25 protein-coding genes are annotated in these 26452 nt (G+C 34.4%); 24 read left to right on the top strand and 1 reads right to left on the bottom strand.

Features of this window, described 5'->3' with window-relative positions; all coding sequences use genetic code 11:
• Window positions 1–481 precede the first annotated feature (481 nt).
• The 16 genes from AM499_RS12140 to AM499_RS12065 all read left to right on the top strand — a co-directional run bounded on the left by AM499_RS12140 (window position 482) and on the right by AM499_RS12065 (window position 16958).
• On the top strand, window positions 482–1699 hold the full coding sequence (locus AM499_RS12140) for a hypothetical protein (protein ID WP_053590463.1): 1218 nt from the start codon (window positions 482–484) through the stop codon (window positions 1697–1699).
• A gap of 160 nt (window positions 1700–1859) precedes the next feature.
• Entirely contained in the window at window positions 1860–2570 is a 711-nt protein-coding gene (locus AM499_RS12135; protein WP_053590462.1) for a hypothetical protein, read from the top strand.
• Window positions 2571–2640: 70 nt separating this feature from the next.
• Window positions 2641–3369, top strand: a complete 729-nt coding sequence (locus tag AM499_RS12130; RefSeq protein ID WP_053590461.1) for a YveK family protein — start codon at window positions 2641–2643, stop codon at window positions 3367–3369.
• Between the two features lie 6 nt (window positions 3370–3375).
• On the top strand, window positions 3376–4086 hold the full coding sequence (locus tag AM499_RS12125; protein ID WP_053590460.1) for a CpsD/CapB family tyrosine-protein kinase: 711 nt from the start codon (window positions 3376–3378) through the stop codon (window positions 4084–4086).
• A 66-nt stretch (window positions 4087–4152) separates the two neighbouring features.
• Window positions 4153–4914: a tyrosine-protein phosphatase gene (locus AM499_RS12120; protein ID WP_053590459.1), complete on the top strand. Its 762-nt coding sequence runs from the start codon at window positions 4153–4155 to the stop codon at window positions 4912–4914.
• A 212-nt stretch (window positions 4915–5126) separates the two neighbouring features.
• Window positions 5127–6962 carry a polysaccharide biosynthesis protein gene (locus AM499_RS12115; RefSeq protein WP_053590458.1) on the top strand — a complete coding sequence of 612 codons (1836 nt, stop codon included), beginning with the start codon at window positions 5127–5129 and terminating at the stop codon, window positions 6960–6962.
• A 37-nt stretch (window positions 6963–6999) separates the two neighbouring features.
• The gene (locus AM499_RS12110) at window positions 7000–8208 is read left to right on the top strand and encodes a lipopolysaccharide biosynthesis protein (protein WP_053590457.1); all 1209 of its coding nucleotides are present in this window, start codon (window positions 7000–7002) and stop codon (window positions 8206–8208) included.
• A gap of 336 nt (window positions 8209–8544) precedes the next feature.
• Window positions 8545–9510: an oligosaccharide repeat unit polymerase gene (locus AM499_RS12105; protein WP_156316798.1), complete on the top strand. Its 966-nt coding sequence runs from the start codon at window positions 8545–8547 to the stop codon at window positions 9508–9510.
• 41 nt (window positions 9511–9551) lie between these two features.
• Window positions 9552–10661, top strand: a complete 1110-nt coding sequence (locus tag AM499_RS12100; RefSeq protein ID WP_231687452.1) for a glycosyltransferase family 4 protein — start codon at window positions 9552–9554, stop codon at window positions 10659–10661.
• 74 nt (window positions 10662–10735) lie between these two features.
• Window positions 10736–11947 carry a glycosyltransferase family 4 protein gene (locus AM499_RS12095; RefSeq protein ID WP_053590455.1) on the top strand — a complete coding sequence of 404 codons (1212 nt, stop codon included), beginning with the start codon at window positions 10736–10738 and terminating at the stop codon, window positions 11945–11947.
• Window positions 11948–12014: 67 nt separating this feature from the next.
• Window positions 12015–12611: a sugar transferase gene (locus tag AM499_RS12090; RefSeq protein WP_053590454.1), complete on the top strand. Its 597-nt coding sequence runs from the start codon at window positions 12015–12017 to the stop codon at window positions 12609–12611.
• Complete coding sequence (locus tag AM499_RS12085; protein ID WP_231687451.1) at window positions 12608–13255, top strand: acetyltransferase; 648 nt, start codon at window positions 12608–12610, stop codon at window positions 13253–13255. The genes AM499_RS12090 and AM499_RS12085 overlap by 4 nt, the downstream gene beginning before the upstream one ends.
• Window positions 13256–14410 carry an aminotransferase class I/II-fold pyridoxal phosphate-dependent enzyme gene (locus AM499_RS12080; protein ID WP_053590453.1) on the top strand — a complete coding sequence of 385 codons (1155 nt, stop codon included), beginning with the start codon at window positions 13256–13258 and terminating at the stop codon, window positions 14408–14410. It begins immediately after the preceding gene.
• A 29-nt stretch (window positions 14411–14439) separates the two neighbouring features.
• Window positions 14440–15099 (top strand): ABC transporter ATP-binding protein, encoded by a 660-nt coding sequence (locus AM499_RS12075; RefSeq protein WP_053590452.1) that lies wholly within the window; start codon window positions 14440–14442, stop codon window positions 15097–15099.
• The gene (locus AM499_RS12070; RefSeq protein WP_053590451.1) at window positions 15096–16418 is read left to right on the top strand and encodes an ABC transporter permease; all 1323 of its coding nucleotides are present in this window, start codon (window positions 15096–15098) and stop codon (window positions 16416–16418) included. The genes AM499_RS12075 and AM499_RS12070 overlap by 4 nt, the downstream gene beginning before the upstream one ends.
• Before the next feature lie 96 nt (window positions 16419–16514).
• Window positions 16515–16958 (top strand): hypothetical protein, encoded by a 444-nt coding sequence (locus AM499_RS12065; RefSeq protein WP_053590450.1) that lies wholly within the window; start codon window positions 16515–16517, stop codon window positions 16956–16958.
• 237 nt (window positions 16959–17195) lie between these two features.
• On the opposite strand, the gene AM499_RS12060 is transcribed toward AM499_RS12065, so the two are convergent.
• A complete protein-coding gene (locus AM499_RS12060; RefSeq protein WP_053590449.1) occupies window positions 17196–17870 on the bottom strand; it encodes a DUF6574 domain-containing protein in 675 nt (224 codons plus the stop codon).
• Window positions 17871–18041: 171 nt separating this feature from the next.
• Here AM499_RS12060 and AM499_RS12055 point away from each other — a divergent pair, with 171 nt between their 5' ends.
• From AM499_RS12055 to AM499_RS12020, 8 genes are all read left to right on the top strand, one after another.
• On the top strand, window positions 18042–18281 hold the full coding sequence (locus tag AM499_RS12055; protein ID WP_053590448.1) for a hypothetical protein: 240 nt from the start codon (window positions 18042–18044) through the stop codon (window positions 18279–18281).
• Window positions 18282–18525: 244 nt separating this feature from the next.
• Window positions 18526–20100: an ABC transporter substrate-binding protein gene (locus AM499_RS12050; RefSeq protein WP_053590447.1), complete on the top strand. Its 1575-nt coding sequence runs from the start codon at window positions 18526–18528 to the stop codon at window positions 20098–20100.
• A 33-nt stretch (window positions 20101–20133) separates the two neighbouring features.
• A complete protein-coding gene (locus AM499_RS12045; RefSeq protein WP_156316796.1) occupies window positions 20134–21054 on the top strand; it encodes an ABC transporter permease in 921 nt (306 codons plus the stop codon).
• Window positions 21055–21185: 131 nt separating this feature from the next.
• Window positions 21186–21986, top strand: coding sequence for an ABC transporter permease (locus tag AM499_RS12040; RefSeq protein WP_053592185.1), 801 nt, complete (start codon window positions 21186–21188; stop codon window positions 21984–21986).
• 20 nt (window positions 21987–22006) lie between these two features.
• Entirely contained in the window at window positions 22007–22900 is an 894-nt protein-coding gene (locus AM499_RS12035) for a serine hydrolase (protein ID WP_053590446.1), read from the top strand.
• 54 nt (window positions 22901–22954) lie between these two features.
• Entirely contained in the window at window positions 22955–23941 is a 987-nt protein-coding gene (locus AM499_RS12030) for an ABC transporter ATP-binding protein (RefSeq protein ID WP_053592184.1), read from the top strand.
• Window positions 23938–24933 carry an ABC transporter ATP-binding protein gene (locus AM499_RS12025; RefSeq protein WP_053590445.1) on the top strand — a complete coding sequence of 332 codons (996 nt, stop codon included), beginning with the start codon at window positions 23938–23940 and terminating at the stop codon, window positions 24931–24933. The genes AM499_RS12030 and AM499_RS12025 overlap by 4 nt, the downstream gene beginning before the upstream one ends.
• A 272-nt stretch (window positions 24934–25205) precedes the next feature.
• Window positions 25206–26450: an Nramp family divalent metal transporter gene (locus AM499_RS12020; RefSeq protein WP_231687450.1), complete on the top strand. Its 1245-nt coding sequence runs from the start codon at window positions 25206–25208 to the stop codon at window positions 26448–26450.
• Window positions 26451–26452 lie beyond the last annotated feature (2 nt).

Genomic DNA, 26452 nt, shown 5'->3' with positions numbered 1-26452 from the left:
GGATGGGAATAGTCACTTGTGAGAAAATTAATGAGGAATTTTTTGGAATCAACACCAATTATCATCCAAAATGGATGCAACACAATAGACAGGCATTTTATTTACTAGAACAAACAAGAAATGACAAATACATATGCATGAAATTAGATTTATTTTTTGAGAGTCTTATATGCATCACACCTTTTCGTTATTCTTATGATATATTAAATTAATTTTAGTAATAATTTTGTTTTATAGGATGGAAGATTAATGAAATTAAGTGATAATACCTATATTGTTGCAGGGAAATTGGAATGTTTTTTGAGTCATGTATTACCTCAATAAGTTGCAGTTTTGAATAGTTTATTAAAAAATATGACGAAAAATGTAACAAATTATCAACCTCAAAGTTGAATTGTTAAAAATTCGATAGTAATATGAAATTGTTGAAATATATTGATAATTTCTCAACGACTAATCTATTAACAAGAGGAGGAGTATTATGAGAGGAAGATTTATGAAGCAAACAGCTGCAGCGGTATTGTTAACATCTTCAGTTTTATCATTTTCATCAATTGCCTATGGAAACACTACGTCAGTGGATCAATCTATTAACAAAGTAAAGGCAGAATTAAACAGAGGTACGACGCATTATGTGTATCCAGCACTAGTCGGTGACCTTGTACCAAGTAGTTTACTATATCCAGCTTTAAACAGCGCAAAGAAAAACTATCAACTTAATAGAAATTTGTTAGTTTCATCTAAGCTGTCATCTACTCAAAAGCTATCAAAATTGAACGAGATTGATTCTTTATATAATGAGAAAATCTCTAAAGGTTTAATTCCCTATATCGATGCATATAACTACGCAACAAAATATTTAGCTCCAATCCTTAGGGAAATTAATGCAGCACAAGAAAGAAATGATTTTGCTACAGTGGAAAAAGAATATCATAAGTTGTCTTATCAATTAAAAGGTAGATCAGCCATATTGTATCGCTTTTCCGGGAAAGCAGCACGTGATTTATTGTTGGATAAATACAAAAAAACTGCAGATGCCAAACGTGATGAACTGATAGTTCCAGTAACAATTTATATGGATATGATTAAAATAAATGATTTATTGGCTGATGGTAAAACTACAGAAGCAAAAGCCGCTTATGCAGAAATCGATGCCTTATTGTCTGAACTTCCAAGCGCTTCAACAAATAAATTTATTGCTGCATTATTAGCCGAAGTGGCAAAAGTAAGAGACGCGGTTAATGCAACTCCAACACCACCGGTCACGCCACCTGTGACACCACCAGTCACTACTCCTTCGCCTGATCCAGGAGGAGACGATAAACCAACTACACCAACACAACAAGAAATATTAAATTCGAAATTAGAAAGTTTAGTAACTTATTTAAATAATACTCAAAGTCCACATTTCACCATTTCGACGGTTGCTCCAGATTCTTTAATTGTGACAATTAAGGAGGATGAAAGCATAGCTGACTTTATAAATAAAGGATTCTATGCAGCATTTACGAGTCAACTAGGGGTGACTAAAGTAAATGGCAAAGATCCACAGTCTATAGAAACGGTTGCTTATATTCAATCATTATTTCCAGCAGGTGCTACTACATTGAATGATTTAAAAGGAAAAGCAATCACTATTCCAATTACAGTAAACAATGGTTCCGACCTAAATGTTAACTTCTCTATTACTTTTGAATAATCATCAATAATATTAGAGCCCTCTCATCAAAAAATGTGGGAGGGTTTATCTATCTTTATTTTACTCAAATTCCAAATTGGGAGGATTATTAATGAGTTTATGATTCTTAATAAAGGGTATTGCATAAACGAGTTTATGAATACAAATAAAGGGGAATTGTATGAAAAAACTTAAAATTTTTTTGATTGTAGGAGTAGTCCTTTTGCTTGTTGCGGGAAGTTATATACTCTATCTTTTTAAGTTTAAAGAATATGATATTGCCGATGAAAAGGTTACTGAAATTGTAGCAGAACCATATAAAGTTGAAATGCCCGATGGGAGTACTATTTTAATCGATGAAAATGGGGATGTGGTAGAAGAATCTATAACTAAAAAAACAACTAGTGTTGGAAACACTAGCGTTTCAGAAAACTCTTATAAAAGCACTAATTCTTCTTCAGAAAAAAAATCTAGTGCTATTGCTGAGGCATCTAGTGACGAATCCTCCGAAAATTCAGAGGATACAACTAAAGATGAACCAACAGTTTCATCAATTAAAGAGAAATACAGACCCACATTTGAAGGAATAGAAACGCAAGCAGATGCTAAGCTTAACGCACTTGCTAGTCGTGCTTTTAACGAATATAAAGATAGTGAAGCAAGTGGAAAAGATGCCGATTTTGCTTATTTTTACAATAAATACATGACCGCAGTGGCAGATTTAGAGGCTAGTACGGATACAGTTTTCCAAGCAATTATGCAAGCAGTTGAGAAAGATCTTGTTATCAATGGATATGATAAATCGTATGCGCAAAGTTTTAAGGAAGAATACGAAGCAAGAAAAAAAGCTCGACGTGATAGTTTGCTAAACAAGGCTTTAGAAAATCGATAAAGAATCCGCTTGGTCGAGAGTCCTTGCGGATTTTTAAAGAAAGCAACATGTAAAGGGGATACAAATACATATGGAAGATACTATAAGTTTACAAGATTTTTTTAAAACGCTAAAAAAAAGATTTTTCCTAATAATTATTTCCATGATCTTTGCAATATCTGTTGCAGGAGTAATTAGCTTCTTCTTCCTAACACCCATTTACCAGGCATCGACACAAATACTTGTCAACCAACAAAAAATGGAGCAACAACCGTTCAATTCACAAGACATACAGACAAACTTACAACTTATAAATACATATAATGTCATTATTAAAAGTCCAGCAATTTTATCCAAGGTAATAGAAACCTTGGATCTAGAAACAACACCTACCGCTCTTACCAAACAAATTACTGTCACAAGTGAACAAAATTCTCAAGTTGTTAATATTAGCGTACAAGACCCCGAAGCCTTTAAAGCAGTAGATATAGCCAATACAGTTGCGGAGGTTTTTCAAAAAGAAATAAAAGTTTTGATGAAAGTAGACAATGTCAATATCCTTTCACCAGCTGTCTACATGGAGAGTCCGTCTCCTGTAAAGCCGAATCCTTATTTAAATATGGCTATCGGTGCTGTAATAGGCTTGATGCTTGGAATTAGTATTGCTTTTTTACTTGAATATTTAGATACAACAGTAAAATCAGAGCAAGATATCGAAGAACTTTTAAATCTACCGGTATTAGGCTTAATAAGCCCTATATCTGCAAAAGAAATGCCAGCTACCATTGACTCGATACAAAAACGTAGAAAGAAGAGGTGATTAAGTTTGTTTAAAAAGAGAAGTAGAAATAAAAAAATTCAAACAGCTGCTAGAAAATTAATAACGATAGAAAATCCTAAAGCCGTAGTTTCAGAGCAGTTTCGAACAGTTCGAACTAATATAAACTTCTCTATGCCGGATAAAGAATTGAAAACCTTGCTGATTACTTCTTCTACACCAGGAGAAGGTAAGTCAACGAGTGCCGCCAATATGGCAATTGTTTTTGCACAGGAAGGGAAAAAAGTGTTACTTATCGATTCAGATATGCGGAAACCTACGATGCATCATACATTTCACATTACAAATACAGTGGGTTTGTCCAATCTATTAACAAGAAAGTTGACAATGCAGGATGTTGTTGTAGATACAAACATAGAGTGCTTGGACTTGATAACTAGTGGGCCTATTCCCCCAAATCCAGCAGAATTAATCGGTTCTAAAACAATGGATATTTTAATGAACGAACTAATGGAAAAATATGATCTTATTATTTTTGATGCACCCCCACTGCTATCAGTTACCGATGCCCAAATACTATCTAATAAATGTGATGGTACTATTTTAGTTATCAATTCAGGTACAACAGAAAAATCAAACGTAATTAAAGCAAAAGAAGCGTTAATTGCCTCAAAAGCAAAAATACTCGGTACACTTCTTAACAATTTCGTATTAGATAAAGATCATTATTACTACCAATATTATGGTTCAGTAGAGTAAAGGGCATATGTTTCCTATGCTCTTTTTTAATTTACATATTTTTGAATTTATAGGAGTTGTAATTATATGATAGATATTCATAGCCACATTTTGTTTGGAGTTGATGATGGTCCCAGTAACAAAAATGAAACAATTGAAATGTTTGAATCAGCAATAAAGGAGGGAATAACAGAAATAGTCTCCACATCCCATGTCATACATCCTCAATACAATGCGGCAGCAAACGTAGTAAAAGAAAGACTAGTTATTTTACAAAATGATATTCAAGAACAACAAATTCCTTTAAAGCTTCATTTAGGACATGAAATACGATTAAGAGATGATTTAGTAGAACTACTTAAGGAAAATAAGCTTTATACTTTGGCAGGCTCAAAATACTTATTACTAGAGCTACCCTCACATGAAGTACCACAGTATACAATAAATATTGTTCAAGAATTGATATCTGAGAGTTATATACCTATTATTGCTCATCCGGAAAGAAACAAAGCTATCGCTGAGAAGCCGAGCAAACTAGCGAATCTTATAAACCAAGGGGCAATTGCTCAAATTACTTCTGGAAGTTTAGCAGGGAAGTTCGGTAAAAAAATCCAAAGATTATCTTTACAATTAGTAGATGCAAACCTTGTCCATACATATGGTTCAGATGCTCATAATCTTACAAATAGGCCATTTTTATTTGATGAAGGATTAACTTATTTAGAAAATAGTAAAAGATTAGATGCTGTGGATATTTTCCTTGAAAATAATGCAAGGATTATAGAAGACAAGGAAGTAATTATTTTAGAACAAAATGAAATACAAAAGAAAAAATGGTGGAAATTTTAGTGTGATTCATTTTACCTATGTCGCATTATGTCGAATTTAATATTTTGAAAGTTAAAATTAATGAAAAATGTCATCGTTAGATTTTATAAACCCTAGACAAAGTAGCTGTTTTTAATATAAAAACAGCATATTCAGCCAATTTTTACATCATTGGTATTATAATCACTTAAAGGAACAATTATGAAAATTGGGAAAAGAATAGGGGGATTCGAGTGTCATTAAAAAGAAGACTGTCGATGTTAGTTTTTGTCGATTCTTGTATTGTACTGTTTTCTGTTTATATCGGATATTTCTTGTTACATCCGATCGAAAATCCTTTTACTGATGTATTTTTATTGACAAGCTCTTTAACCATATTTTTTGCTCACCATATTTTTGCAATGTACTTTGGTTTGTATAGGAAGGTTTGGGAATATGCTTCCGTATTAGAATTACTATCGATATTTAAAGCAGTGACATTATCGATTGTGGTTGTAGCCATAGTTCAACTAATGATAAAGGGGGACATCCTATTTAGAGCACTGTCCATCACATGGATGTTACATATTTTACTGATTGGAGGATCTCGATTATCATGGAAAATTATTCGGGATTTGCTTTTATCTGAAGATAACGTCAACGAAGAAAGAAAACGAACACTAATTATAGGGGCTGGTTCTGCGGGAACTATGATTGCTCGTCAATTGTTGAAAAACGTAGACTCCCCTTTAAAACCTATCGCTTTCTTAGATGATGATATGAAGAAAAAAGGCTTAGAAATTTATAATATACGAGTTATGGGAAATATAGAGATGGTTCCAGATGTTGTGAAAGATTTAGAAATAGAACACATAATCATTGCTATACCATCACTTGAAAAATCAAAGAGTAAACTACTCATGCAACAATGTTTGGAGACCGGAATTAGAACACAAACGATGCCGGTTATTGAGGATTTACTTACTGGTAAAGTGTCTGTAAATGAAATAAGAGATGTAAAAATTGAAGATTTACTTGGGCGTGACGAAGTAGAACTAGATTTAAAGTCGATTTCCTCTAAATTAACCTGTAAAAAAATTCTCGTCACTGGAGCGGGCGGCTCAATAGGATCAGAGATTTGCAGACAGGTAGTGAGGTTTCATCCAAAACAAATCATTCTACTCGGTCACGGTGAAAATTCAATCTATAATATTGACATGGAATTACGCCAAAAGGTTTCACCTGAGACGGAAATAATTCCGATTATTGCAGACATTCAAGACAGAAATCGTATCTTTGACATTATATCCGAGTATAAACCAGAAGCTATTTATCATGCAGCAGCTCATAAACACGTTCCATTAATGGAATATAACCCAATAGAGGCAGTAAAAAATAATATATTTGGTACTAAAAATGTAGCAGAGGCTGCTGACTTCTTCGATGTTGGTCACTTTGTAATGGTCTCGACAGACAAAGCGGTGAATCCTCCGAACATAATGGGTGCAACTAAACGTTTTGCTGAAATGATTGTTCAGAATCTTGCGAAAGAGAGTAAGACCAAGTTCGCTGCCGTCCGTTTTGGTAATGTGCTTGGCTCACGCGGGAGTGTAGTCCCTCTATTTAAAAAACAAATTGCTACTGGGGGGCCAATTACGATAACGGATCCTAGAATGACCCGCTATTTCATGACCATTCCTGAAGCCTCAAGGTTGGTAATTCAGGCGGGAACACTAGCCAACGGAGGAGAAATATTTGTATTAGATATGGGAGAGCCAGTAAAAATTGTTGATTTAGCTAAAAATCTTATCCATTTATCTGGTTTTTGTGAAGAAGAAATTGGTATTAAATTTTCTGGTATTCGACCAGGAGAGAAGTTGTATGAAGAGTTGCTAAGTGATCATGAAATTCAAAGTAAGTATGTATTTCCTAAGATACATGTTGGGAGAGCTACTCCGATTAAGAAAGAGGAGATGGAGTATGTGATAAAGAAATTACCGGAGATGGGTGAGGAGGAGATTAAAGAAACTTTAATTGGGTTAGCTAATCGAACAAATACTTATAACAAAAAATCAATACTTGCTTTTTAAGCACGGCACTTCAAAAAAATTTAAGAAAGTGAACTATATGAACAAAAAAAAATTTCTTTACGACTCTATAATTAACCTTTTTTCTAGTGCTATGCCTTTACTTATTCTACAATTAGTTTCTCTTCCTACCATTGCAAAAAAACTATCGAGTAGTGATTACGGTTTAATTGTTACTATTATAAGCTTATTTACAATTATAAGTTTTCCATTGGGTAATGTATTAAATAACGTTCGATTATTAATGGAAAGAGAATACAAAAAGAGAAATATAATCGGTGACTTTAATATTTTGTTATTAGTATCCACATTAATTAGTTTAATCGTAATAACAGCAACTACGCTAATAATTGATAAGAAAATAACCATCATTAATTTCATATTACTCATTATGATTACTATCCTAAATTTACTGAAAGAATATTATATAGTGAGCTTTAGATTAAACCTAAATTATAAAGGGATTTTTATAAATAATATTCTCTTGAGCATAGGATATCTGGTAGGTACTTATATATTTTATATATCAGGATATTGGCAAGTAATATTCCTAATGGGATTATTTTTTAGTACTATTTATATTTTTAAAAACAGTGATCTTCCTAAGGAAAAGTATAGAAGAACAACTCTTTTCAAAAAGGTTACTCTTAAAAGTATTACGTTATATATATCTAGTTTTTTAAAAATATCTACGACATATTTAGATAAAATCCTTCTGTTTCCTTTACTAGGATCAGCAGCAGTTTCCGTTTATTACACTGCTGATATATTAGGTAAGATCATCACTATGATGATTAATCCAATTAATACAGTAATCTTAAGCTATTTAGTTAAGATTGAAAAAATAAATTTAAAGAAATTTATATCAATGTTTTGTGTGTCATTTGTTGTAGGAAGTGTTGGTTATATCATTACTATTGTAATCAGTCCAGCAGTTTTAAAATTTTTATATCCAGAATGGGCTTCTGAAGCTCTTAATTTGATATATATAACTACTGCAAGTGCAGTCATCAATGTATTTAACTCAGTTCTAAATCCATTTAACCTTCGTTTTAATAATATTAAATGGCAAATAATAATCAATGCAATTAATTTAGGTGTATATATAGGTGCTGCCTACTACTTTTTCCTAGATTACGGACTAATTGGGTTTTCTTTTGGAATCTTAATAGCAAATATTTTTAAATTTGTAATGCAATTCATGCTTTTTACTCTTAGTTATTATCATGCTCATGATGAAGTGCAATAAAGGTTTTCTTTTACTGAAAATCTAAAGATAGGAATAGAAGATTTTATGAAATTTAATAGGCTTCTAATTTTAATTTTAGTAATCACATATAGAATCCTTTTAGACATGGGATATATCGTATATGTACATCCTTTGTTTTTATATCAAGGATTTCAATTAGAGTTCAATTCATTAAAGTACTGCATATCATATCTTCTACTTATACTGTTTGTACTGTTTTTTATTAAAGAATCAAAACGGTTTTCAAACTCGGTAATGAATATTCTCTTTTTAATAATAATAGTGCCGTTTACTTCTCTATATAGTTTAGAAAATCAGCCTTCAACGTTTTTCTATATGATTATTTCAGGTTTTATTTTAACAATAATAATTACTCGTTTTTATACTATAAAGCCTCAAAAAATAATAATATCTAAGTTGCTTTTGCCCATTATTATTACCACTTTCACTATATTAACTTATGGCTCGTTGTTTCTACTAAATGGCCTTCCTACATTTACTGCCTTAAATGTTTTTGAAGTTTACGAAGTTAGAAGTAGTGTGAATTATGGAAAAGGAATTTTTGAATATTTAGTAGGATGGCAGGCTACAGTTATAAATCTTTTTTGTATTGGTTATGGCTATTGGTATCGGAAAAGAAAAATTTTATTACTAGGTATAGCACTTCAAATTGTAATTTATCTATACACAGGTCATAAATCATTTTTATTTAATATACCAGTTGTTATAGGTGTTGCTTACTTTGTAAAAAAGGGAGCTTTGTTAAGAGGAGCTTTAGTAAGTCTAAATTTGGTAATTGCCGTTGGACTATTTTTTTATAAAATTTATGAAAATCACCTTATTGCTACATTATTCATTCGAAGAACATTATTCGTTCCAATGAAAAATCACTTTTTATATTATGATTTTTTCTCATCAAATGAAAAAGTTTATTTATCAAACTCAATTTTTCGTTTTTTTATAGAAAATCCATACCCTATTCCAATTCCAAATTTAATAGGTTCAATTTATTATCAGAATTATGATACTTGGGTTAATGTTGGGTACTTAGCTGATGCTTACATGAATTTCGGATTCCTAGGAATCCTACTCTTTTCAATTTTATTAGGAATAATTTTAAAAATGTTTGATACTTTATCTCATGAAAAGGGGATTGAACTAGTGATTGTTACCTCCTTTATTCCATTTTTCGGCTTGATGAGTGGAGCGTTATTAACAAAACTTTTAACAGGTGGAATTTTACTAGCTTTTGTATTGTTGATTTTACTAGTAGAAAAGAGAGGACAAAAAAGACTTAGATGAAAAATTAAGATCAAAAATAAAATTTAATGTAGGTGTAAATAATGGAAATGAAGAAGTACAAAATTTGTCATTTGACCTCGGTTCATCCGGAAGCAGACACAAGAATTTTTATTAAAGAGTGCAGGAGTTTAAGAGATTTTGGATGGGATGTACATTATATAGTGCCTGGGGTTGAATCTAAAAAAATTGATGGAGTACATATTCATGGAATACCTAAAGAAAATAGTCGAATGAAACGAATGTTCTTAACTAGTAATAAAGTTTATAAAGCCTCACTTAGTTTAGATGCAGATATATATCACTTCCACGATCCAGAACTTATACCAATAGGAATGAAACTAAAAAAGTTAGGTAAATGTGTAATTTATGATATTCATGAAGATTTACCTCGAGCCCTGTTATCAAAAGAATGGATACCTTCACCATTTAGACAACCTTTAGCAAGTATGGTGGAATTCTATGAAAACTATGCTGCTAAAAAATTCGATTATCTTGTTGGAGCAACCCCTTTTATCACAAAACGCTTTAAAAAGATAAATAACAATACCGCAAATATCAATAACTATCCTTTGTTAAATGAATTAAATAGATCGAAGACGAATGAAGAAATACCTAAAAAAAGTCAATTATGTTATGTCGGTGTTTTAGGTATAGAAAGAGGTATGAACCAATTACTAGAAGCCGCAAATTTGATAAAGGGAACAATTCATATTGCTGGAAAAATAAATTCTAAAGAAAAAACGCAACAAATAGAAACCCATAAAAATATTAAGTATCTTGGTGTCCTAAATCGTTTAGAAGTGAAGGAACTATTGACTTCCTCAATTGCCGGGATTGTTACTTTTTTACCCGAACCTAATCATATTAACGCTCAGCCAAATAAAATGTTTGAATATATGTCAGCAGGGATTCCAGTTATTTGCTCAGACTTTCCGCTCTGGAAATCCATTATTGAAAAACATAACTGTGGGATATGTGTTGACCCCAAAAAACCTAGTGAGATAGCCAGTGCTATAAATTATTTATTAGATAATCCCGACATTGCTGAAATTATGGGGAAAAACGGAAGGAATGCTGTTGAAAATGAATATAATTGGGAACAAGAATCTGAAAAATTAAATAAAGTTTATTCTAAACTTATAAGTTCATAGATTAATGATTGCTAGCCCCAAAATTACTAAAAGATAAGAGATTCCTTGTTACTCGGAATCAGTGAGGAGAATAAATGATCATTTGGTTATTAAATCATTATGCAATCTCACCAAAATCAACAGGAGGGACAAGACATTTTGATTTGGCTCAAAAGCTAGCTGAAAAAGGTCACACTGTAAGAATATTTGCCTCTTCATTTAATCATTTTGAACGTAGAGAAACAGTTACATATGATAACGGTGGTATTTATTCGGAGGAAATATTTGAAAATGTGAATTTTGTTTGGATAAAAACGCCTCCATATAATAATTTAGCACAGAGAATAACAAATATACTTTCTTTTTCAATTCGTTTAAATAGGGTATTAAATGCTTATTTAAAGAAGGAAACACCTGAGTTAATTTTAGGTTCAAGTGTACATCCCTTGACACCATTAATTGGAATAAAAAAATCCAAAAAAGCTAAATCTCTTTTTTACTTTGAAGAAAGAGACTTGTGGCCACAGACTTTTATCGATTTTGGAATAATAAGCGAAAAAAATATAATAGCCAAATTACTTTTTAAAATGGAGAAGTATTTATATAGGGAGTCAGATAGAGTTATTTTCCTATTTGAAAAAGCAAATAATTATGCACTTTCAAAGGGGTTAGAATCTGGTAAATCTATCTATCTTCCAAATGGTTATAGTGCAGAAAGAGTTAAGCTCAATAGTCCTACAAATGAAGTGGACAGAATACTAGCGCCATTAAAAGGTTTGAAGATATGTATATATATAGGCAGTATGGGAGAGGCAAATCATATGTTTCCTTTAATAGAACTTGCTGAAGCTATGCAAAGCGAAGAGAAGTATCACTTTTTGTTTATAGGTAGTGGTCCTTTGAAAACAGCATTGCTCCAATACAAAAAAGAAAAGGATCTTTCTAATGTAACCTTTCATGCGCCTATACCTAAAAGGTATATACCGTACTTATTAAACTTTGCTAGCTTTGGATTAATTTCTATGAAAGACTCTCCTTTGTATAAATGGGGATTTAGTATGAATAAAATTTATGATTATCTTTCAGCTGGATTACCGATTATTATGTTTTCCAATCTAAAAGATATCGGGAATCTTGAAAATTCAAAAGCTGTTTACAACTCAAATTCTATAGAAGAATTAAAGACCATACTAATAGAATCTCCAGTAATAAATCGAACTGAAATTATGAACTTTGCCGATCAAAATTATTCTTGGGAAGTGTTATCAACAAGATTATTAGATGAAGTGGAAAAAGACATAAAATGAGTTTTCGTGCTTCTATTATTTGTTGCCTCACTTAATAATTCAACTCATGAGAAGAGAGTGATCTATATTGAAGAGATTATTCGATTTTTTTACTAGCTTAATAGCTTTAGTAATTTTATCGCCTGTGATTGGGATAATAGCTATATTAATATCTCAGAAGATAGGAACTCCGATTTTATTTAAGCAAGAGAGACCCGGATTGAATGGAAAGTCATTCTATGTGTTCAAGTTCCGCACTATGACTAATGAATGTGATAAAAACGGGGAGTTACTAACAGATGATAAACGGTTAACTTCGTTTGGTAAGATACTTAGAAGATTTAGTTTGGATGAGTTACCTCAACTCTGGAATGTATTGATAGGGGATATGAGTTTTGTAGGACCCCGTCCGCTGTTAAAGGAATATCTACCATTATATAATGAACGACAGGCAAAACGGCATAAAGTACTCCCTGGTATTACTGGATGGGCACAGATTAATGGACGAAATGCAATATCTTGGGAAGAAAAATTTGAGCTTGATGTTTGGTATGTGGAAAATCGGACATTTTCGTTAGATATGAAAATCCTGTTGATGACTGTGAAGAAAGTCTTCATTAGCGAAGGTATTAGTCAGAAAGGCCAAGCGACTATGAAGAAATTTACTAGGAGCAAAATAAATTGAGGGAAGGTATTACATTGGAAAATATTATCTTAATTGGTGATAGCGGACATGCAAAGGTAATTGAAGACTGCATACATTCTCAAGGTGGAAAAATCATAGCTAAGCTTGATGATCGATATGAAGATAAACAATTTGATAATGAGATTATTAAAGGACCAATAGATTTAATTGAAGAGCTATTAACGGAGGAAGTAAAAGTCGTGATATCTATTGGTTCTAATCGTAATAGAAAAAGAATGATGGAAAGGCTAGCTATTTCTCAAGATAAATATGCAACGGTAGTTCATAAGCGCGCGATTGTTTGCAAATCTGCAAAGATTGGGAATGGGACCGTATTAATGCCAGGTGCAGTTGTTAACGATGATGCATCCATCGGAAAACATGCCATTATTAATTCTAATTGTGTAGTTGAACATGACTGTATGATCGAAGATTTTGCACATATTTCACCTGGAGCTATATTAACTGGAAGCGTAAAAGTAGGCGAAGGCAGTCATGTAGGTGCAGGAGCTACAATTATACCAGGAATCGAAATAGGCTCTTGGACAACAATTGGAGCTGGTGGATCTGTTGTTTCAAATATTGAATCTAATGTTACTGCTGTAGGGGTTCCTTCTAAAATTATTAAGAGAGAGGGTGAGTAAATGAGAGAACGTATTTTATTATCCTCTCCACATATGAGCGGAAATGAACAAAAGTACATAAATGACGCATTTGAAACTAATTGGATTGCACCTCTTGGACCAAATGTGGATGGTTTTGAAAAAGAATTAGCGAATTATATAGGTATTGGAGGGGCAGCAGCGGTTAGTTCGGGTACAGCTGCTATTGATTTGGCATTAAATTTGTTAGGCGTTGGTGCTGGAGATACTGTATTTTGCTCGAGTTTGACATTTATTGCAAGTGCGAATCCAATTGTTTATCGCGGAGCTACTCCAGTCTTTATTGATTCGGAATGGGACACTTGGAATATGTCTCCTCAAGCTTTGCAAAGAGCATTTGTTGATTCAGAATCTACTGGGAAGCTACCTAAAGCAGTTATAGTCGTTAATTTATATGGCCAAAGTGCAAAAATGGAAGAGCTATTGGAAATTTGTGATCATTATGATGTACCAGTGCTAGAGGACGCTGCTGAATCACTTGGTTCTACTTATAAAGGAAAGAAAAGTGGCACATTCGGTAAGTATGGTACTTTTTCATTCAATGGCAACAAGATTATAACTACTTCGGGAGGGGGTATGCTGGTATCAAATGATATAGGGGCATTAGAGAGAGCGCGTTATTTATCGACACAGGCAAGAGATAAGGCGAAGCATTATCAACATAGCGTTGTAGGATATAATTATAGATTAAGCAATGTGCTTGCCGGGATTGGACGAGGACAACTAGAAGTATTGGATAAGCGTGTAGCACAAAAACGAGAAATATTTAAACGATATGTAAATGCCCTTAGTTCAATTAATGGAGTTTTATTTATGCCAGAGTTAGAAGACACTTTTTCAAACAGATGGTTAAGTGTGATTTTATTAGATCCTACTAAGATATTGATGACTCCATATGAGTTAATTGATGTTTTAAATGAAGAAAATGTAGAAGCACGACCTGTGTGGAAACCACTCCATTTACAGCCTGTATTTAAAGGATGTAAGTTCTTTTCTCATAGTGAGGCAGAAGCTGTAAGTGAGGTGTTATTTAAACAGGGAATTTGCTTACCTTCTGATACGAAAATGGCAGTAGAACAACAAACTAGGGTAATAGATGTGTTAATAAAAGCTTTATCCGCTTCCGAATTTCACTAGACTGTATTCTTAGAACAGGAGGTTGTGTAATGATTGAACTTCGTGATGTTCGCAAGCACTATCGTTCTGGTAATGGAAAAATAGAAATTATACGAGGTGTAAATTTACATGTAGTTCAAGGCGAATACGTAGCCATTATGGGGAGGTCTGGGTCTGGAAAAAGTACGCTATTAAATTTACTTGGTACACTTGATGTATTGGATTCAGGTGAATATCAGTTGGCAGGGAAACCAGTACATAAGATGAGTAGGGGTCGAAGAGCACGATTCCGAAATGAGGAAATTGGCTTTGTGTTTCAACATTTTCAATTAATTCCTAACCTCTCTGTTTTTCAGAATGTGTTACTTCCTTTAACGTATGGGCGAAAGCGTTTAAGAAGCAAAAAGTCACGAGTATTGGCACTATTGGATGAGATGGGAATATTAGATAAGAAGAATCAAAAACTAAATCGATTGTCTGGAGGCGAAAAACAGCGTGTCGCCATTGCGAGGGCGCTAGTGAATGAGCCGAGCTTGATATTGGCAGATGAACCGACCGGAAGTCTAGATGAAGAAACGTCCGAAAGCATATTAAACTTGTTTGACCGAGTACATAAAAAAGGGGCAACGATTATCGTAATTACGCATGATATAGAAGTAGCGGAGCGAGCAGACCGCATTTTGCAATTGCAGAATGGGGTGCTTGTATGAAGCTAGTGGTTGCTTTTAAACTTGCTTGTTTTGCTTTATGGTCGAATCGATATCGTATGTTATCCGCAATGATTGGCGTGGTGATAGGCATGTTTGCAGTTATCGTCCTATCTGCGATCGCCATTGGTGTTAAGGATACTCTCATGAAGCAAATGGGGAGTCTTGGGGCGGAACAGATTTTAGTGTTGCCTGGACGAGTACTTGATACAGCAAACGGACAAAAAGACTTACTAAGTGGTTTGACGAGTGTACCAAGTACACTTACGTATGAAGATGCAAAAGCAGCTGCTGAAGTGCCTAATGTAAAATCAGTGACACCACATTTGGAGACTGTAACAGTTGCCAAATTTGGGAGCAAAAAGGTGCAGTCCATGTTAGTAGGAACAACAGATCAGTATAGCCGCATTCAACATGCGCAGCTATTAGAAGGCCGTTTTTTTACGAGAGAAGAACAAGCAGCTGAAGCAAAAGTGATTGTATTAGGAAACAATATTCATGATGCTCTTCTTGGTAAACAAGAGGTACCTTCTGAAAATGGGAAAACCCAGGATGGTAAAGTTCAACCAACACCATTCTGGAAGCAAGTACTAGATAAATTACTAGGAGGGGTTGCCTTTGCCGAAGAGGGCACATTACTTGGTAAGACAGTTATCATTAATAATGAATCTTTTGAGGTAATAGGTGTGCTTGCGCCAAATGCAACTCTTGGGTCAAGTACAGACAATAATATTGTGCTACCGATTGAAACAGCACTTGCTACGACTAAAATGAAAAATTTAACGAAAATGATTGTGGAAGCTTCAAGCATAGAATTAGTAGATAGAGTTGACGGTGAGGTGTATGGTGCCATAAAAGCCAACCATTCCGAAATCGATTTCAGTGTAGTTAAGCAGGATCAATTGCTAGGTGCACTTGGAAAGGTCACATCTATTTTGCAAATGATGTTATTTGGAATAACGTTAACTGCTCTATTAATTAGCGGGACTGGGATCATGAATGTAATGGTAATGTCAGTTAGAGAAAGGACACGAGAAATTGGTGTACGAAAAGCACTTGGGGCAACTACTTTTGAGATAATGTGCCAATTTTTCTTTGAAACTTTGCTGCTTTGCTTTATTGGTGGTGCGATCGGCATTGGGCTAGGTTATGCAATAATAGAAGTTTGGAACAATAACATAGAAATATTTGCACTCGTTTTGCCAATGTGGGCGGTGAAGCTGGCTCTGTACACTTCGTTTGGGATTGGTAGCTTATTTGGGATATATCCAGCAATGAAAGCAGCAAGGATGAATCCGAGCAAAGCGCTGAGATTCGAATGAAAATTGGATTTAATATAGTACAAATATCCATTATAGTGTAAAGTTTGAATAAAGCATTTTTTTTACTTTTCAAAATTATAAAAGGAGGAGTATAAATTGATAAAAAGATTTGCTATAACATTTATTCTTTTAATTCTCATGATATTTGTAAGTATTAATCAAGCAAGTGCTGCTACCAAAGTGATGTGGGGTAAAACAGAGCTAAAGATTGGTCAACTTGGTAAAGTCACAATTCTTTCGAACACAAGTCTGTGGAAATTAAATAGTGATGGCTCTTTAACAAAAATCCGTGACTTGAAAAAAGGAGAAGAATATCGGGTTTACAGCTATAAAAGTGTTCATGGAGGATTATACGGGGTAGGTGCTGGAGCATTTGTTCAAAAGAGTTCTTCCATAAAATATGAAACACCTTCCAAAGTAAAGTTAAGATTATTAAATGGAAGCAAACCAGGAATAATTGTAACGCCAATAGTTCCTAATCCAGGCGAAACGAACCCTGTGGAACCACCTGAACCAGTAGAAGTAATCTCTGTAGAATAATCAATAAAAAAGACACTTAATAGTCTGACATAGCGATATGAGACATATAAAACACCTTTATTAGGCTGCCATTACACTATATTTTAAGTGTTTCAGGTAGTCTAATTTTTCTTCATTATAATTAAGTATTACGATAAACGCTAAAAGAAGTAGCCAAAGTTGTAAATTTGGCTACTTCTAACTAATGGCGTTGCAACTAGTTGTGCAATTTAGGTTTTGCGATAGGAAACGGAATCATTAAAATAAATAGTTCATATTATCAAAATATCCACCTATTTTGGAATCACCAACAATGATGACGAAAAGCATAAATAAAATAGTAAAAGTGATTATATATAAAATAAATCCGTAGAGAGGGTCAGCGCCAGATTGATTGTTTGTAAGCAAAAAACTAATTATATAAAGTGGCAGTATAAAAAGTCCGAAAATTAGGGATATAGTTAAAATCGCATTCCCATATGTAAATGATTCTACGAGCATTAAAAATATAGAAACGATAGATAAAATGATGAGTGGAGATAATTGACCCCCATAAAAACTAATTATTGCTTTAAATGAATGCTGTGGACCAAAAAAGTTACTAATGAGAAATAAAGAAAGAATAACTACGCCAATCATAAAGAATGTAAGTAAAAATACTTCCATAAAAAAGGGTAAAAAACTTGGTGAATTGCTCCAAAATAAATTATTTGTAAATAAATATAGTGAAATTGTAACAAGTGCCACAAATAAGATCATGCTAACAAGACTGCTTGTAAACTCAGTTTCTCCATGGTTGTTTGCATGAGAGGGCTTTTTTAATTGTTTCATAAAATATGAGCTATATATTTTTGTTTTTCGTTTAATATTTTCTACATGGACGTTTGGTTGTTTCGCTGATCGTGTTCTCGATACAACACTTTCGGTATCCAAAATGGGTTCCTCAAATTTAGTTCCACATATACTGCAAAACTTCCCAAAAACTTGTTCATGATCACAATTAGAACATTTAATCGAATTTCCCCCTTTGTGAGCTCTTTTAACAGATTATATGAAAACTATAAATCTTATATTCACAACATTCTTCATCTAATCAAGTAGTACTTGTCAGATAATGCTCAGTTGTATATGACAAGTAGAACAGATACAGATTTTTATGGGGTAGGTGCTGGAGCATTTGTTCAAAAGAATGCTTCCATTAAGTATGAAACTCCATCCAAGGTAAAGTTAAGATTATTAAATGGAGGCAAACCAGAAATAATTGTAACGCCAATAGACCCTAATCCAGGCGAAACGAACCCAGTGGAACCACCTGAACCACTGGAAGTAATCTCTGTGGAATAATCGAAGTGTGAAAGACTCTTAATCGATAAATCGATTAAGAGTCTTTTTATTGGAATTAGATAGGTATCTGTACATAAATTTTGAAAATTACGAATATATTATTTGTAATTCAAAATGTACAAGCTAGGATTTTATTTTCCAATTATATAAATGTTATTAAATTTCAACAGAGGGGGTTGATAGAACTGGATAAAGGAAAGGACATTCTTGTTATATAAATTAAAAATACGGGGGTCATGAATTCATGAAGAGAAGGTCAATTGTAATTTTTACGATGTTGCTTATTGTCACGATTGTCTTATCGGGGTGTAATTGGTGGAAGAAATCGGAGAGCAATTCGAAAGAGGGAAGTAACCGAGAAGTCGTTGTTGGTTTAGTATCTGAGCCAGACTCTGTTGATATTCATAGAACTTCATCTACAGGCGAAGCGAATATACCTTTATATGATACTTTATTAAAACTTGATAACGACGGAAACATTGTTCCTAATCTAATCACTGATTACGAAGTGATTGGTGATGGGAAGGAAGTTATTTTCAATCTGAAAGAAAATGCAGTATTCCATTCGGGGAAACCGGTGAATGCAGAAGCGGTTAAGCTATCATTTGAAAGATTAGTAGCATCGTCTCCTTTTAGCACCAATGCAGGTGAAATAGAAAACATAGAGGTATTAAGTGAACACTCTTTTAAAATTAAATGGAAGAATCAATTTGCACCATTTTTTATTAATGCTACGACTCCATTCTTAGCACCTTTAGATGTAACCGTATTAGGAGCGGACGGAGAAGGTTTTGAGAAAAATCCAAGTGGTTCGGGTCCGTTGAAACTTGTAGAAATTAAAAGAGGCGATTCAATTGTTTATGAGCCTTATAAGGATTTTGAGTGGGTAGATAAAGGACCAGGGTTTGATCGGGTGAAGTTCAGATTTATTCCGGATGAAGAGACTAGAATTTTAGAATTTAAAAAAGGGAATGTGGATGTATTGTTAAACGTTCCTTATCAATATATTGAAGATCTCGAAAAAGATTCGGAAGTAACGATTAAAAGAGTTCCAGGCGACGTATTAAGCTACTTGGGATGGAATAATAAGCTACCTATTTTCCAAGACGTTAAAGTTAGACAAGCAATTGCACTTGCAATTGATCGAGATTCCATTATTGAAAATACATTAGACGGTGAGGCAAAAGCAGTATTTGGTCCATTACCAAAAGCAGCATTTGGATACAGTGGAAAAATAGAAACAATGGCTATCGACAAATATACGAGGGATACGGACGCTGCGAAAAAGCTTTTATCTGAAGCGGGATGGAATGAAAAAAATAAAGATGGAGTTGTGATGAAAGACGGCGAGGAATTTTCAGTAGACCTATGGGTCGATGATGATCCAGCCAATCAAAGGGCTGCACAAGTCATACAAAATCAGTTGATGGAAATAGGAATTAAAATAACGATCTCAGTAAAAGAATCTGCTACTATCATCGAACAAACACCTAAGGGAGTACATGAAATGTTACTTTGGAGCTTCGGTTGGCCGGATGCAGATGTATTGAATTTCTTACTTTTCGGTAAAGATAAATCCAAAAGATTACACTATGAAAATGAAAAAATATATAGCATTTTGGAAAAAGGAGCGATTGAGATGGATCAAGAAGCTCGCTTAAAGCTATATGAAGAAGCACAAGAAATGTTAGTGGAAGAGTCTCCATTCGTACCACTATATGTGAAGGAAAATATTACTGCCATTCGTAATTTTGAAAGTTTTGAAATACATCCAATAGACGGTTCAATAGAGTGGACTAGTGTGAAAGTAAAGGAATAAGGAGTCTAATCCACAAGCAGAGGAGGCGTTTACTTGTCATCCTATTTATTCAAAAGAATGTTTACAATGATCATCACTATAATCGGGGTATCAGTTCTAGTATTTTTAATTATTCATTTAATACCTGGAAATCCTATTAATCATATATTAGGAGACTATGCGACGGAAGAATCGATAAAGGAATTAGAAGTGAGATTAGGATTAGACCGTTCTATTCCAGCCCAATATTTTTCCTATATGTTGAACGCCGTTCAAGGAGACCTTGGTACTTCTTATATTACAGGTTATACAGTAGTGGAAGAGATTTTAAATCGAATTCCTATTACAGCACAATTAGCATTATATAGCATGATTTTTGGATCCGTAACAGGAATTGCAATTGGTGTCCTAGCGGCAGTTAAAAAAAATACGATTTACGATCAGCTTGCAATGTTACTTGCTTTAGTTGGAATTTCCGCTCCTGGATTTTGGATTGCTCTTTTCTTAATCCTTCTATTTTCGTATCAATTGAGTATTTTCCCAATCTCAGGATATAGCGGATTTTATTCACTCGTTCTTCCTTCCCTTACATTAGGGTTAGGTACTGCAGGTAGTATAGCAAGAATGACTAGATCAAGTATGCTAGACGTCATAAAACAGGATTATATCCGAACTGCAAAAGCAAAAGGAGCGGGCTTATATCGTTTGGTTTTTAGGCATAGTTTACAAAATGCTATTATACCTGTTGTAACCTTAATCGGAATGCAATTTGGCTACTTAATGGCAGGTGCAGTAGTTACTGAGACAGTGTTTGCACTTCCTGGGCTTGGTAGTTTAATCGTATCTGCAATTTCTACTAGAGATATCCCAACGGTTCAAGGCTTGCTACTGTTTATGGCTGCGATGATAATAATTGTGAACTTTGTAGTAGATCTCTTATATACAAAACTAGATCCTCGTATTCAATACGAATAACCAAAACCAATTGCGGTCGTTTGAGAGGAGAGAGCAAGCTGAAGTCGATAGAAAACAATAATCTTTCATTTGTTGATCCTGATCCAATAGATATTAAATCAAAATCATCTTTCAATTTTTTAAATAAAATCATGAAAAACAAAGGAGCAATAATTGGTTCAGTCATATTACTTTTTTTCATCATAACTTCGGCTTTAGCACCAATTATTGCCCCATATCCAGTGAACGAAATGAGTTTTGAGGATAGTTTGCAAGGGCCAAGCCTAGAGCATTGGTTAGGTACGGATGAGTTTGGAAGAGACATTTGGACTCGAATGCTTCATGGAGGCCGAGTTTCCTTACTAATGGGACTATTCGCGGTTACTATCTCAGGTACAATTGGGGTAATCTTGGGAGTAATTGCAGGATATTACCGTAAACTTGATATATATATTATGCAGTTTATAGATATCCTCATGACGTTTCCTTCGTTACTTATGGCAATTGCAATAGTGGCTGTTCTAGGAGTTGGATTAACGAATGCAATGATAGCTGTAGCCATTTCCACTGTTCCATCATTTGTTCGTGTAGTAAGAGGCTCTGTTCTGTCTATACGTGAAACCGAGTATGTAGAAGCAGCGAGAGCGTTGGGTGTGAAAAATTGGAAGATAATAGGAAAACATATTTTACCGAACGTCACTTCACCTATTATTATATTAGCAACGTTAGAATTTGGTAGCTCGATATTATCTGCTGCTTCTCTTAGTTTTCTCGGCCTAGGTGCGCAACCTCCAAATCCAGAGTGGGGTGCACTTGTATTTGTTGGAAAGTCATTCTTAAGTCAAGCTTGGTGGATGACACTATTTCCAGGACTTGCGATTATGTTAGTTGTGTTAGGCTTTAATTTATTGGGGGATGGACTAAGGGATGCCTTAGATCCTAAGTCGAACTAAATTATGGGGGGACAAATTGTATGAGTTTACAACAAAAAATAGAATCTTATATCGAAAACATCGATGCTACATTTGGCATATATATTAAACATTTAGGAACGAATGAGGAAGTAAATATCCAAGAGAATCAATTATTCCAAATGGCCAGTGTTTGTAAGGTTCCTATCTTAGCTACTTTATATGAAAAAGTGTATAAAGGCGAGATAGATTTGCAGGAACGAATAAAGTTAGTAGAAGAAGACTATGTTCCGGGCTCGGGTGTGTTCCAAGCAATGGATTATGGAGTGCAACCAACAATAAAAGATTTAGCTACAATGATGATTATTGTGAGTGATAATTTAGCTACCGATAAGGTGCTGAGCATCGTAGGTGGAGCTGATCGTGTTCAAGACAGAATGCATCAACTGGGATTAAGTAATATTTACACTAAGCATACTATTTGGGAGCTACTCAGTTTAAGTGTAGGTATACCTTCTCAGCCATATAGTTTTGAACTATTTGATGAAATAATACGACGTCTCATCGAAGGTGAATATGATTGGGAAAGTATTGTTTTTCAAGATAGCACCGAGAATAATGTAAGTTCTGCTAAGGATATGAGTCTGTTACTCGAAAAAATTGCTTTAGGTGAATTCGTGTCAGCAGAGTGCTCTAGTGATATCCGCGAAATCTTGTTTAAACAGCACTTTCAGCAACGTATTGGAGGGTTATTGCCTCGAAATAAAAAAGTAGCAAATAAAACGGGCAGTCTTGGAACAATGTTCAATGATGCTGGTATCGTTTATTTACCCGAGGATAAAGGAGAATTTGTCATTACGGTGTATTCTGTTGGTAGTTCCTTGGAGTATAAAGGGGATGAACCAATCGCTCGTATTGCTGAATTAGCCTATCAACATTTTATGAATCGTCCATAAAAGGCACAGGTTCCGAACTAGTCGCTAGGAGGTAGATCATTGACAATCAAACCAATGGAAACAGAATTATTAAAAGTTGAAAATGTTCATATTTCTTTTAAGGATGAGGAAGCAGGTCAAATCTCAGCGGTAAAGAATCTATCCTTTCATATTAATGACGGAGAGACAGTAGGGTTAGTTGGGGAGTCTGGTTGTGGAAAAAGTGTTACTGCTCTTTCCTTGATGAGGCTAATAGAGAAAAGCGCTAGTTTTATAGAAGGTGAAATAATATTTGAAGGGGAAGACCTGAACTTATTTTCAGAAAAAAAGATGCGTTCCATACGTGGAAATAAGATATCTATGATCTTCCAAGAGCCTATGACTTCATTAAATCCAGTGCATAAAATTGGAAAGCAGATTAGCGAAGTCCTCTATTTACATGGACTAGCAAATAAAACAAATAGTAAGGAAAAAACAATAGATATCCTAAAGAAGGTTGGTATACCTCGTGCAGAAAGCATAGTGGATGAGTATCCCCATCAATTATCAGGGGGGATGAGGCAGAGAATTATGATTGCCATGGCTATAGCTTGTAATCCCAAATTACTAATTGCAGACGAACCGACTACTGCGCTTGATGTAACGATTCAAGCTCAAATATTAGATTTGATGAATACATTGCAGAAAGAATATAATACTGCCATCTTATTGATAACCCATGATTTAGGCGTAATATCGGAAATGGCAGATCGAGTAATTGTCATGTATTATGGGCAGATTGTGGAACAAGCAGACGTACGTACTATTTTTAAGCAACCAAAGCATCCATATACAATTGGTCTGTTAAAATCCGTTCCGAATATCGATAGTGAAAACGAGGATAGACTAACTCCAATTGAAGGGAATGTCCCAAACCTAGGTGTAATTAAATCGGGATGTCCTTTTCTATCTCGCTGCCAGTATGCACATGCTAAATGTCGTGAGGAAAACCCACCATTATTCAAGACAGAATCTCAATTTGTTAGATGCTGGTTGTATGAGGAGCAGGGGGTGACTGTTTGAACCAGACCTTACTAACTGTAAAGAACTTGAAAACTCACTTTCCTATGAAGAAAAACCTTTTTAACAAGGGAACTCAGGTTATTAAAGCCGTGGACGGTATTAGTTTTTCTGTGAGCAAAGGGGAAACGCTTGGTATAGTTGGGGAAAGTGGATGCGGAAAATCAACAATGGGAAGAAGTATCCTTCGCTTAATTGAACCAACAGAAGGCTCGGTCCAGTTTCAGGGAAATGAAGTGACAACATTAAATCAAACTGATTTAAGAAAAGTGAGAAGCGATATGCAAATAGTATTCCAAGATCCCTTTGCCTCTCTCAATCCTAAAATGACTGTAGGAGCAATTCTAGAAGAAGCTCTCTCTACACACCAAATCGGTCAGAGTGCTAACGAAAGAAAAGAAAAGGTTAAAGAACTACTAAAAAAGGTTGGTTTGAGTCCAATCCACATTGGCCGTTATCCACATGAGTTTAGTGGCGGACAAAGGCAACGAATTGGGATTGCCAGGGCAATAGCGGTTAATCCAGCATTAATCATCGCGGATGAACCTGTTTCCGCTTTAGATGTATCTGTTCAAGCACAAATTTTGAATTTATTTCAAGATTTAAAAGAAACGTTTGGACTTACTTATATTTTTATCGCACATGATTTAAGTGTTGTTAAACACGTGAGTGACCGAATTGGTGTGATGTATTTAGGGAAAATCGTGGAGCTGTCTGATAAAAAACAACTATTTCAACATCCCCTACACCCCTATACACAGGCTCTAATGTCAGCAGTTCCATCACTTGATCCTGATGTAAAAAAGGAACGAATTATTTTATCTGGAGACGTCCCAAGTCCTTCGAATCCACCAAATGGATGCGCTTTTCATACTCGATGCAATTTTCGAAAAGCTGTGTGTGAGAATGTTGTACCTCGTGAAATAACGGTTAGTGAAGGAAGATTTGTTAGTTGTCATATGTTTGATGAGGAATATAGTAAGGAATTTAAATGAATACAATTTTAGGAAACCTCTTTATCGAGAAATGATGAAGGGGTTTTTTTAGTTTGTCGCTTTGGACGAGTGCTTGGTAGTGTTCGAGTGTTTGTTTGTCGTCCACGGAGTATAAGTTGTCGCGTTCACGCCGTCAGTTGTCTCATTAAGCCATATTATGGAATTTTACAATGCAGAATTAAAGACGTATTTAAGTCATGTCATTAATTGTTTTGGTAAGTTAATATAATTATAGAAGTATTCAGAATAATTAATTAGATGGGGGGATTAATGTGAATGAAGGGGCAAAATTGGGAGCTGTAACAAGTAGGAAGGTTGGCACAAAGAAAAATATTTTTAATTATCTAGGTCCTGCTCTAATAACTTCGGCGTTGGTGCTAGGTCCCGGTAGTGTTACGTTGTCGTCCAAAATAGGGGCAATATATGGGTCTCAATTAGTATGGACGCTTGTATTAGCTGTGATTTTGATGATGGTCTACACAGAAATGAGTACGAGGATTGGGATAGCAGCAAAATCAAGTTTCATAGAAGTTATTAAGGAAAAATGGGGTTTTGCAGCAGGATTATTAATAGGTATAGGAGCTTTTCTCGTAACTGCATCTTTTCAAGCAGGAAATGCGATTGGTACAGGTATAGCCGTATCTACAGTTACTAATTTGAATCCAACAGTTTGGATTGTCATTTTTACGCTATTATCCATTGCTTTGTTGTTTGCAAAACAATTTTATCAAATTCTAGAAAAACTAATGCTTGTTTTAGTAGTCATTATGCTTCTTGCTTTTCTTATTACCGTAATTTTGGTTCAGCCTTCATTAGTAGATATTTTTAAAGGGTTCATCCCAACCATTCCTAAGGGAAGTACAGGGTTAATCATTGCGCTATTTGCAACAAGTTTTTCAATTGTAGGTGCCTTGTATCAATCTTATTTAGTAAAAGAAAAAGGCTGGACGATTTCCGATGCAGGAAGTGGCAGAAAAGAATCCTTCTTAGGAATTTTTCTTCTAGGTTTTATTTCATTTCTTATTATGATTACTGCTGCAACAATTTTAAAGCCACAGGGGCTTATCGTAAATGATGCTACTGAAATGGGGTTGGCGTTAGAACCGCTTTTCGGAAGTTGGAGTACATTTGTTTTCATGCTTGGTTTGTTTGGTGCATCTTTTTCATCTCTAATGGGAAATGCAACAATCGGTGGATCTTTATTGGCGGACGGTTTTGGAGTAGGGAATAACTTATCGAATATGAAAGTGAAATTTTTAATAATTCTCGTTATGCTCTTTGGTTCTGTGATTGGGATTGTTTTTGGATCAGCACCATTGAATTTAATTATCTTTGCACAAGCAGTGACGATTTTTGTTGTACCTTTCATCGCTATTTCCATTTTAGTTGTTGCAAACGATGAAAAAGTGATGGGCGAGCTTAAAAATAAGATGCTAAGTAATGTTTTAGGGATTATTGGACTGCTCGTTTTATTCTATTTAGCGTTTAACAATGTAAAAAACATCTTTTTTTCATAAGG

Origin of the sequence: Bacillus sp. FJAT-22090, from assembly GCF_001278755.1 — a bacterium.
Lineage (GTDB): Bacteria > Bacillota > Bacilli > Bacillales_A > Planococcaceae > Psychrobacillus.
The sequence above is the reverse complement of the archived record's forward strand: the minus strand, read 5'-3'. Positions and strand labels throughout refer to the sequence as shown.

Coding starts and splice junctions, on each gene's coding strand:
- AM499_RS12140 (WP_053590463.1), top strand. CDS start 482: ATGAGAGGAAGATTTATGAAGCAAACAGCTGCAGCGGTATTGTTAACA.
- AM499_RS12135 (WP_053590462.1), top strand. CDS start 1,860: ATGAAAAAACTTAAAATTTTTTTGATTGTAGGAGTAGTCCTTTTGCTT.
- AM499_RS12130 (WP_053590461.1), top strand. CDS start 2,641: ATGGAAGATACTATAAGTTTACAAGATTTTTTTAAAACGCTAAAAAAA.
- AM499_RS12120 (WP_053590459.1), top strand. CDS start 4,153: ATGATAGATATTCATAGCCACATTTTGTTTGGAGTTGATGATGGTCCC.
- AM499_RS12110 (WP_053590457.1), top strand. CDS start 7,000: ATGAACAAAAAAAAATTTCTTTACGACTCTATAATTAACCTTTTTTCT.
- AM499_RS12105 (WP_156316798.1), top strand. CDS start 8,545: ATGATTATTTCAGGTTTTATTTTAACAATAATAATTACTCGTTTTTAT.
- AM499_RS12100 (WP_231687452.1), top strand. CDS start 9,552: ATGGAAATGAAGAAGTACAAAATTTGTCATTTGACCTCGGTTCATCCG.
- AM499_RS12095 (WP_053590455.1), top strand. CDS start 10,736: ATGATCATTTGGTTATTAAATCATTATGCAATCTCACCAAAATCAACA.
- AM499_RS12080 (WP_053590453.1), top strand. CDS start 13,256: ATGAGAGAACGTATTTTATTATCCTCTCCACATATGAGCGGAAATGAA.
- AM499_RS12075 (WP_053590452.1), top strand. CDS start 14,440: ATGATTGAACTTCGTGATGTTCGCAAGCACTATCGTTCTGGTAATGGA.
- AM499_RS12070 (WP_053590451.1), top strand. CDS start 15,096: ATGAAGCTAGTGGTTGCTTTTAAACTTGCTTGTTTTGCTTTATGGTCG.
- AM499_RS12050 (WP_053590447.1), top strand. CDS start 18,526: ATGAAGAGAAGGTCAATTGTAATTTTTACGATGTTGCTTATTGTCACG.
- AM499_RS12040 (WP_053592185.1), top strand. CDS start 21,186: ATGAAAAACAAAGGAGCAATAATTGGTTCAGTCATATTACTTTTTTTC.
- AM499_RS12035 (WP_053590446.1), top strand. CDS start 22,007: ATGAGTTTACAACAAAAAATAGAATCTTATATCGAAAACATCGATGCT.
- AM499_RS12030 (WP_053592184.1), top strand. CDS start 22,955: ATGGAAACAGAATTATTAAAAGTTGAAAATGTTCATATTTCTTTTAAG.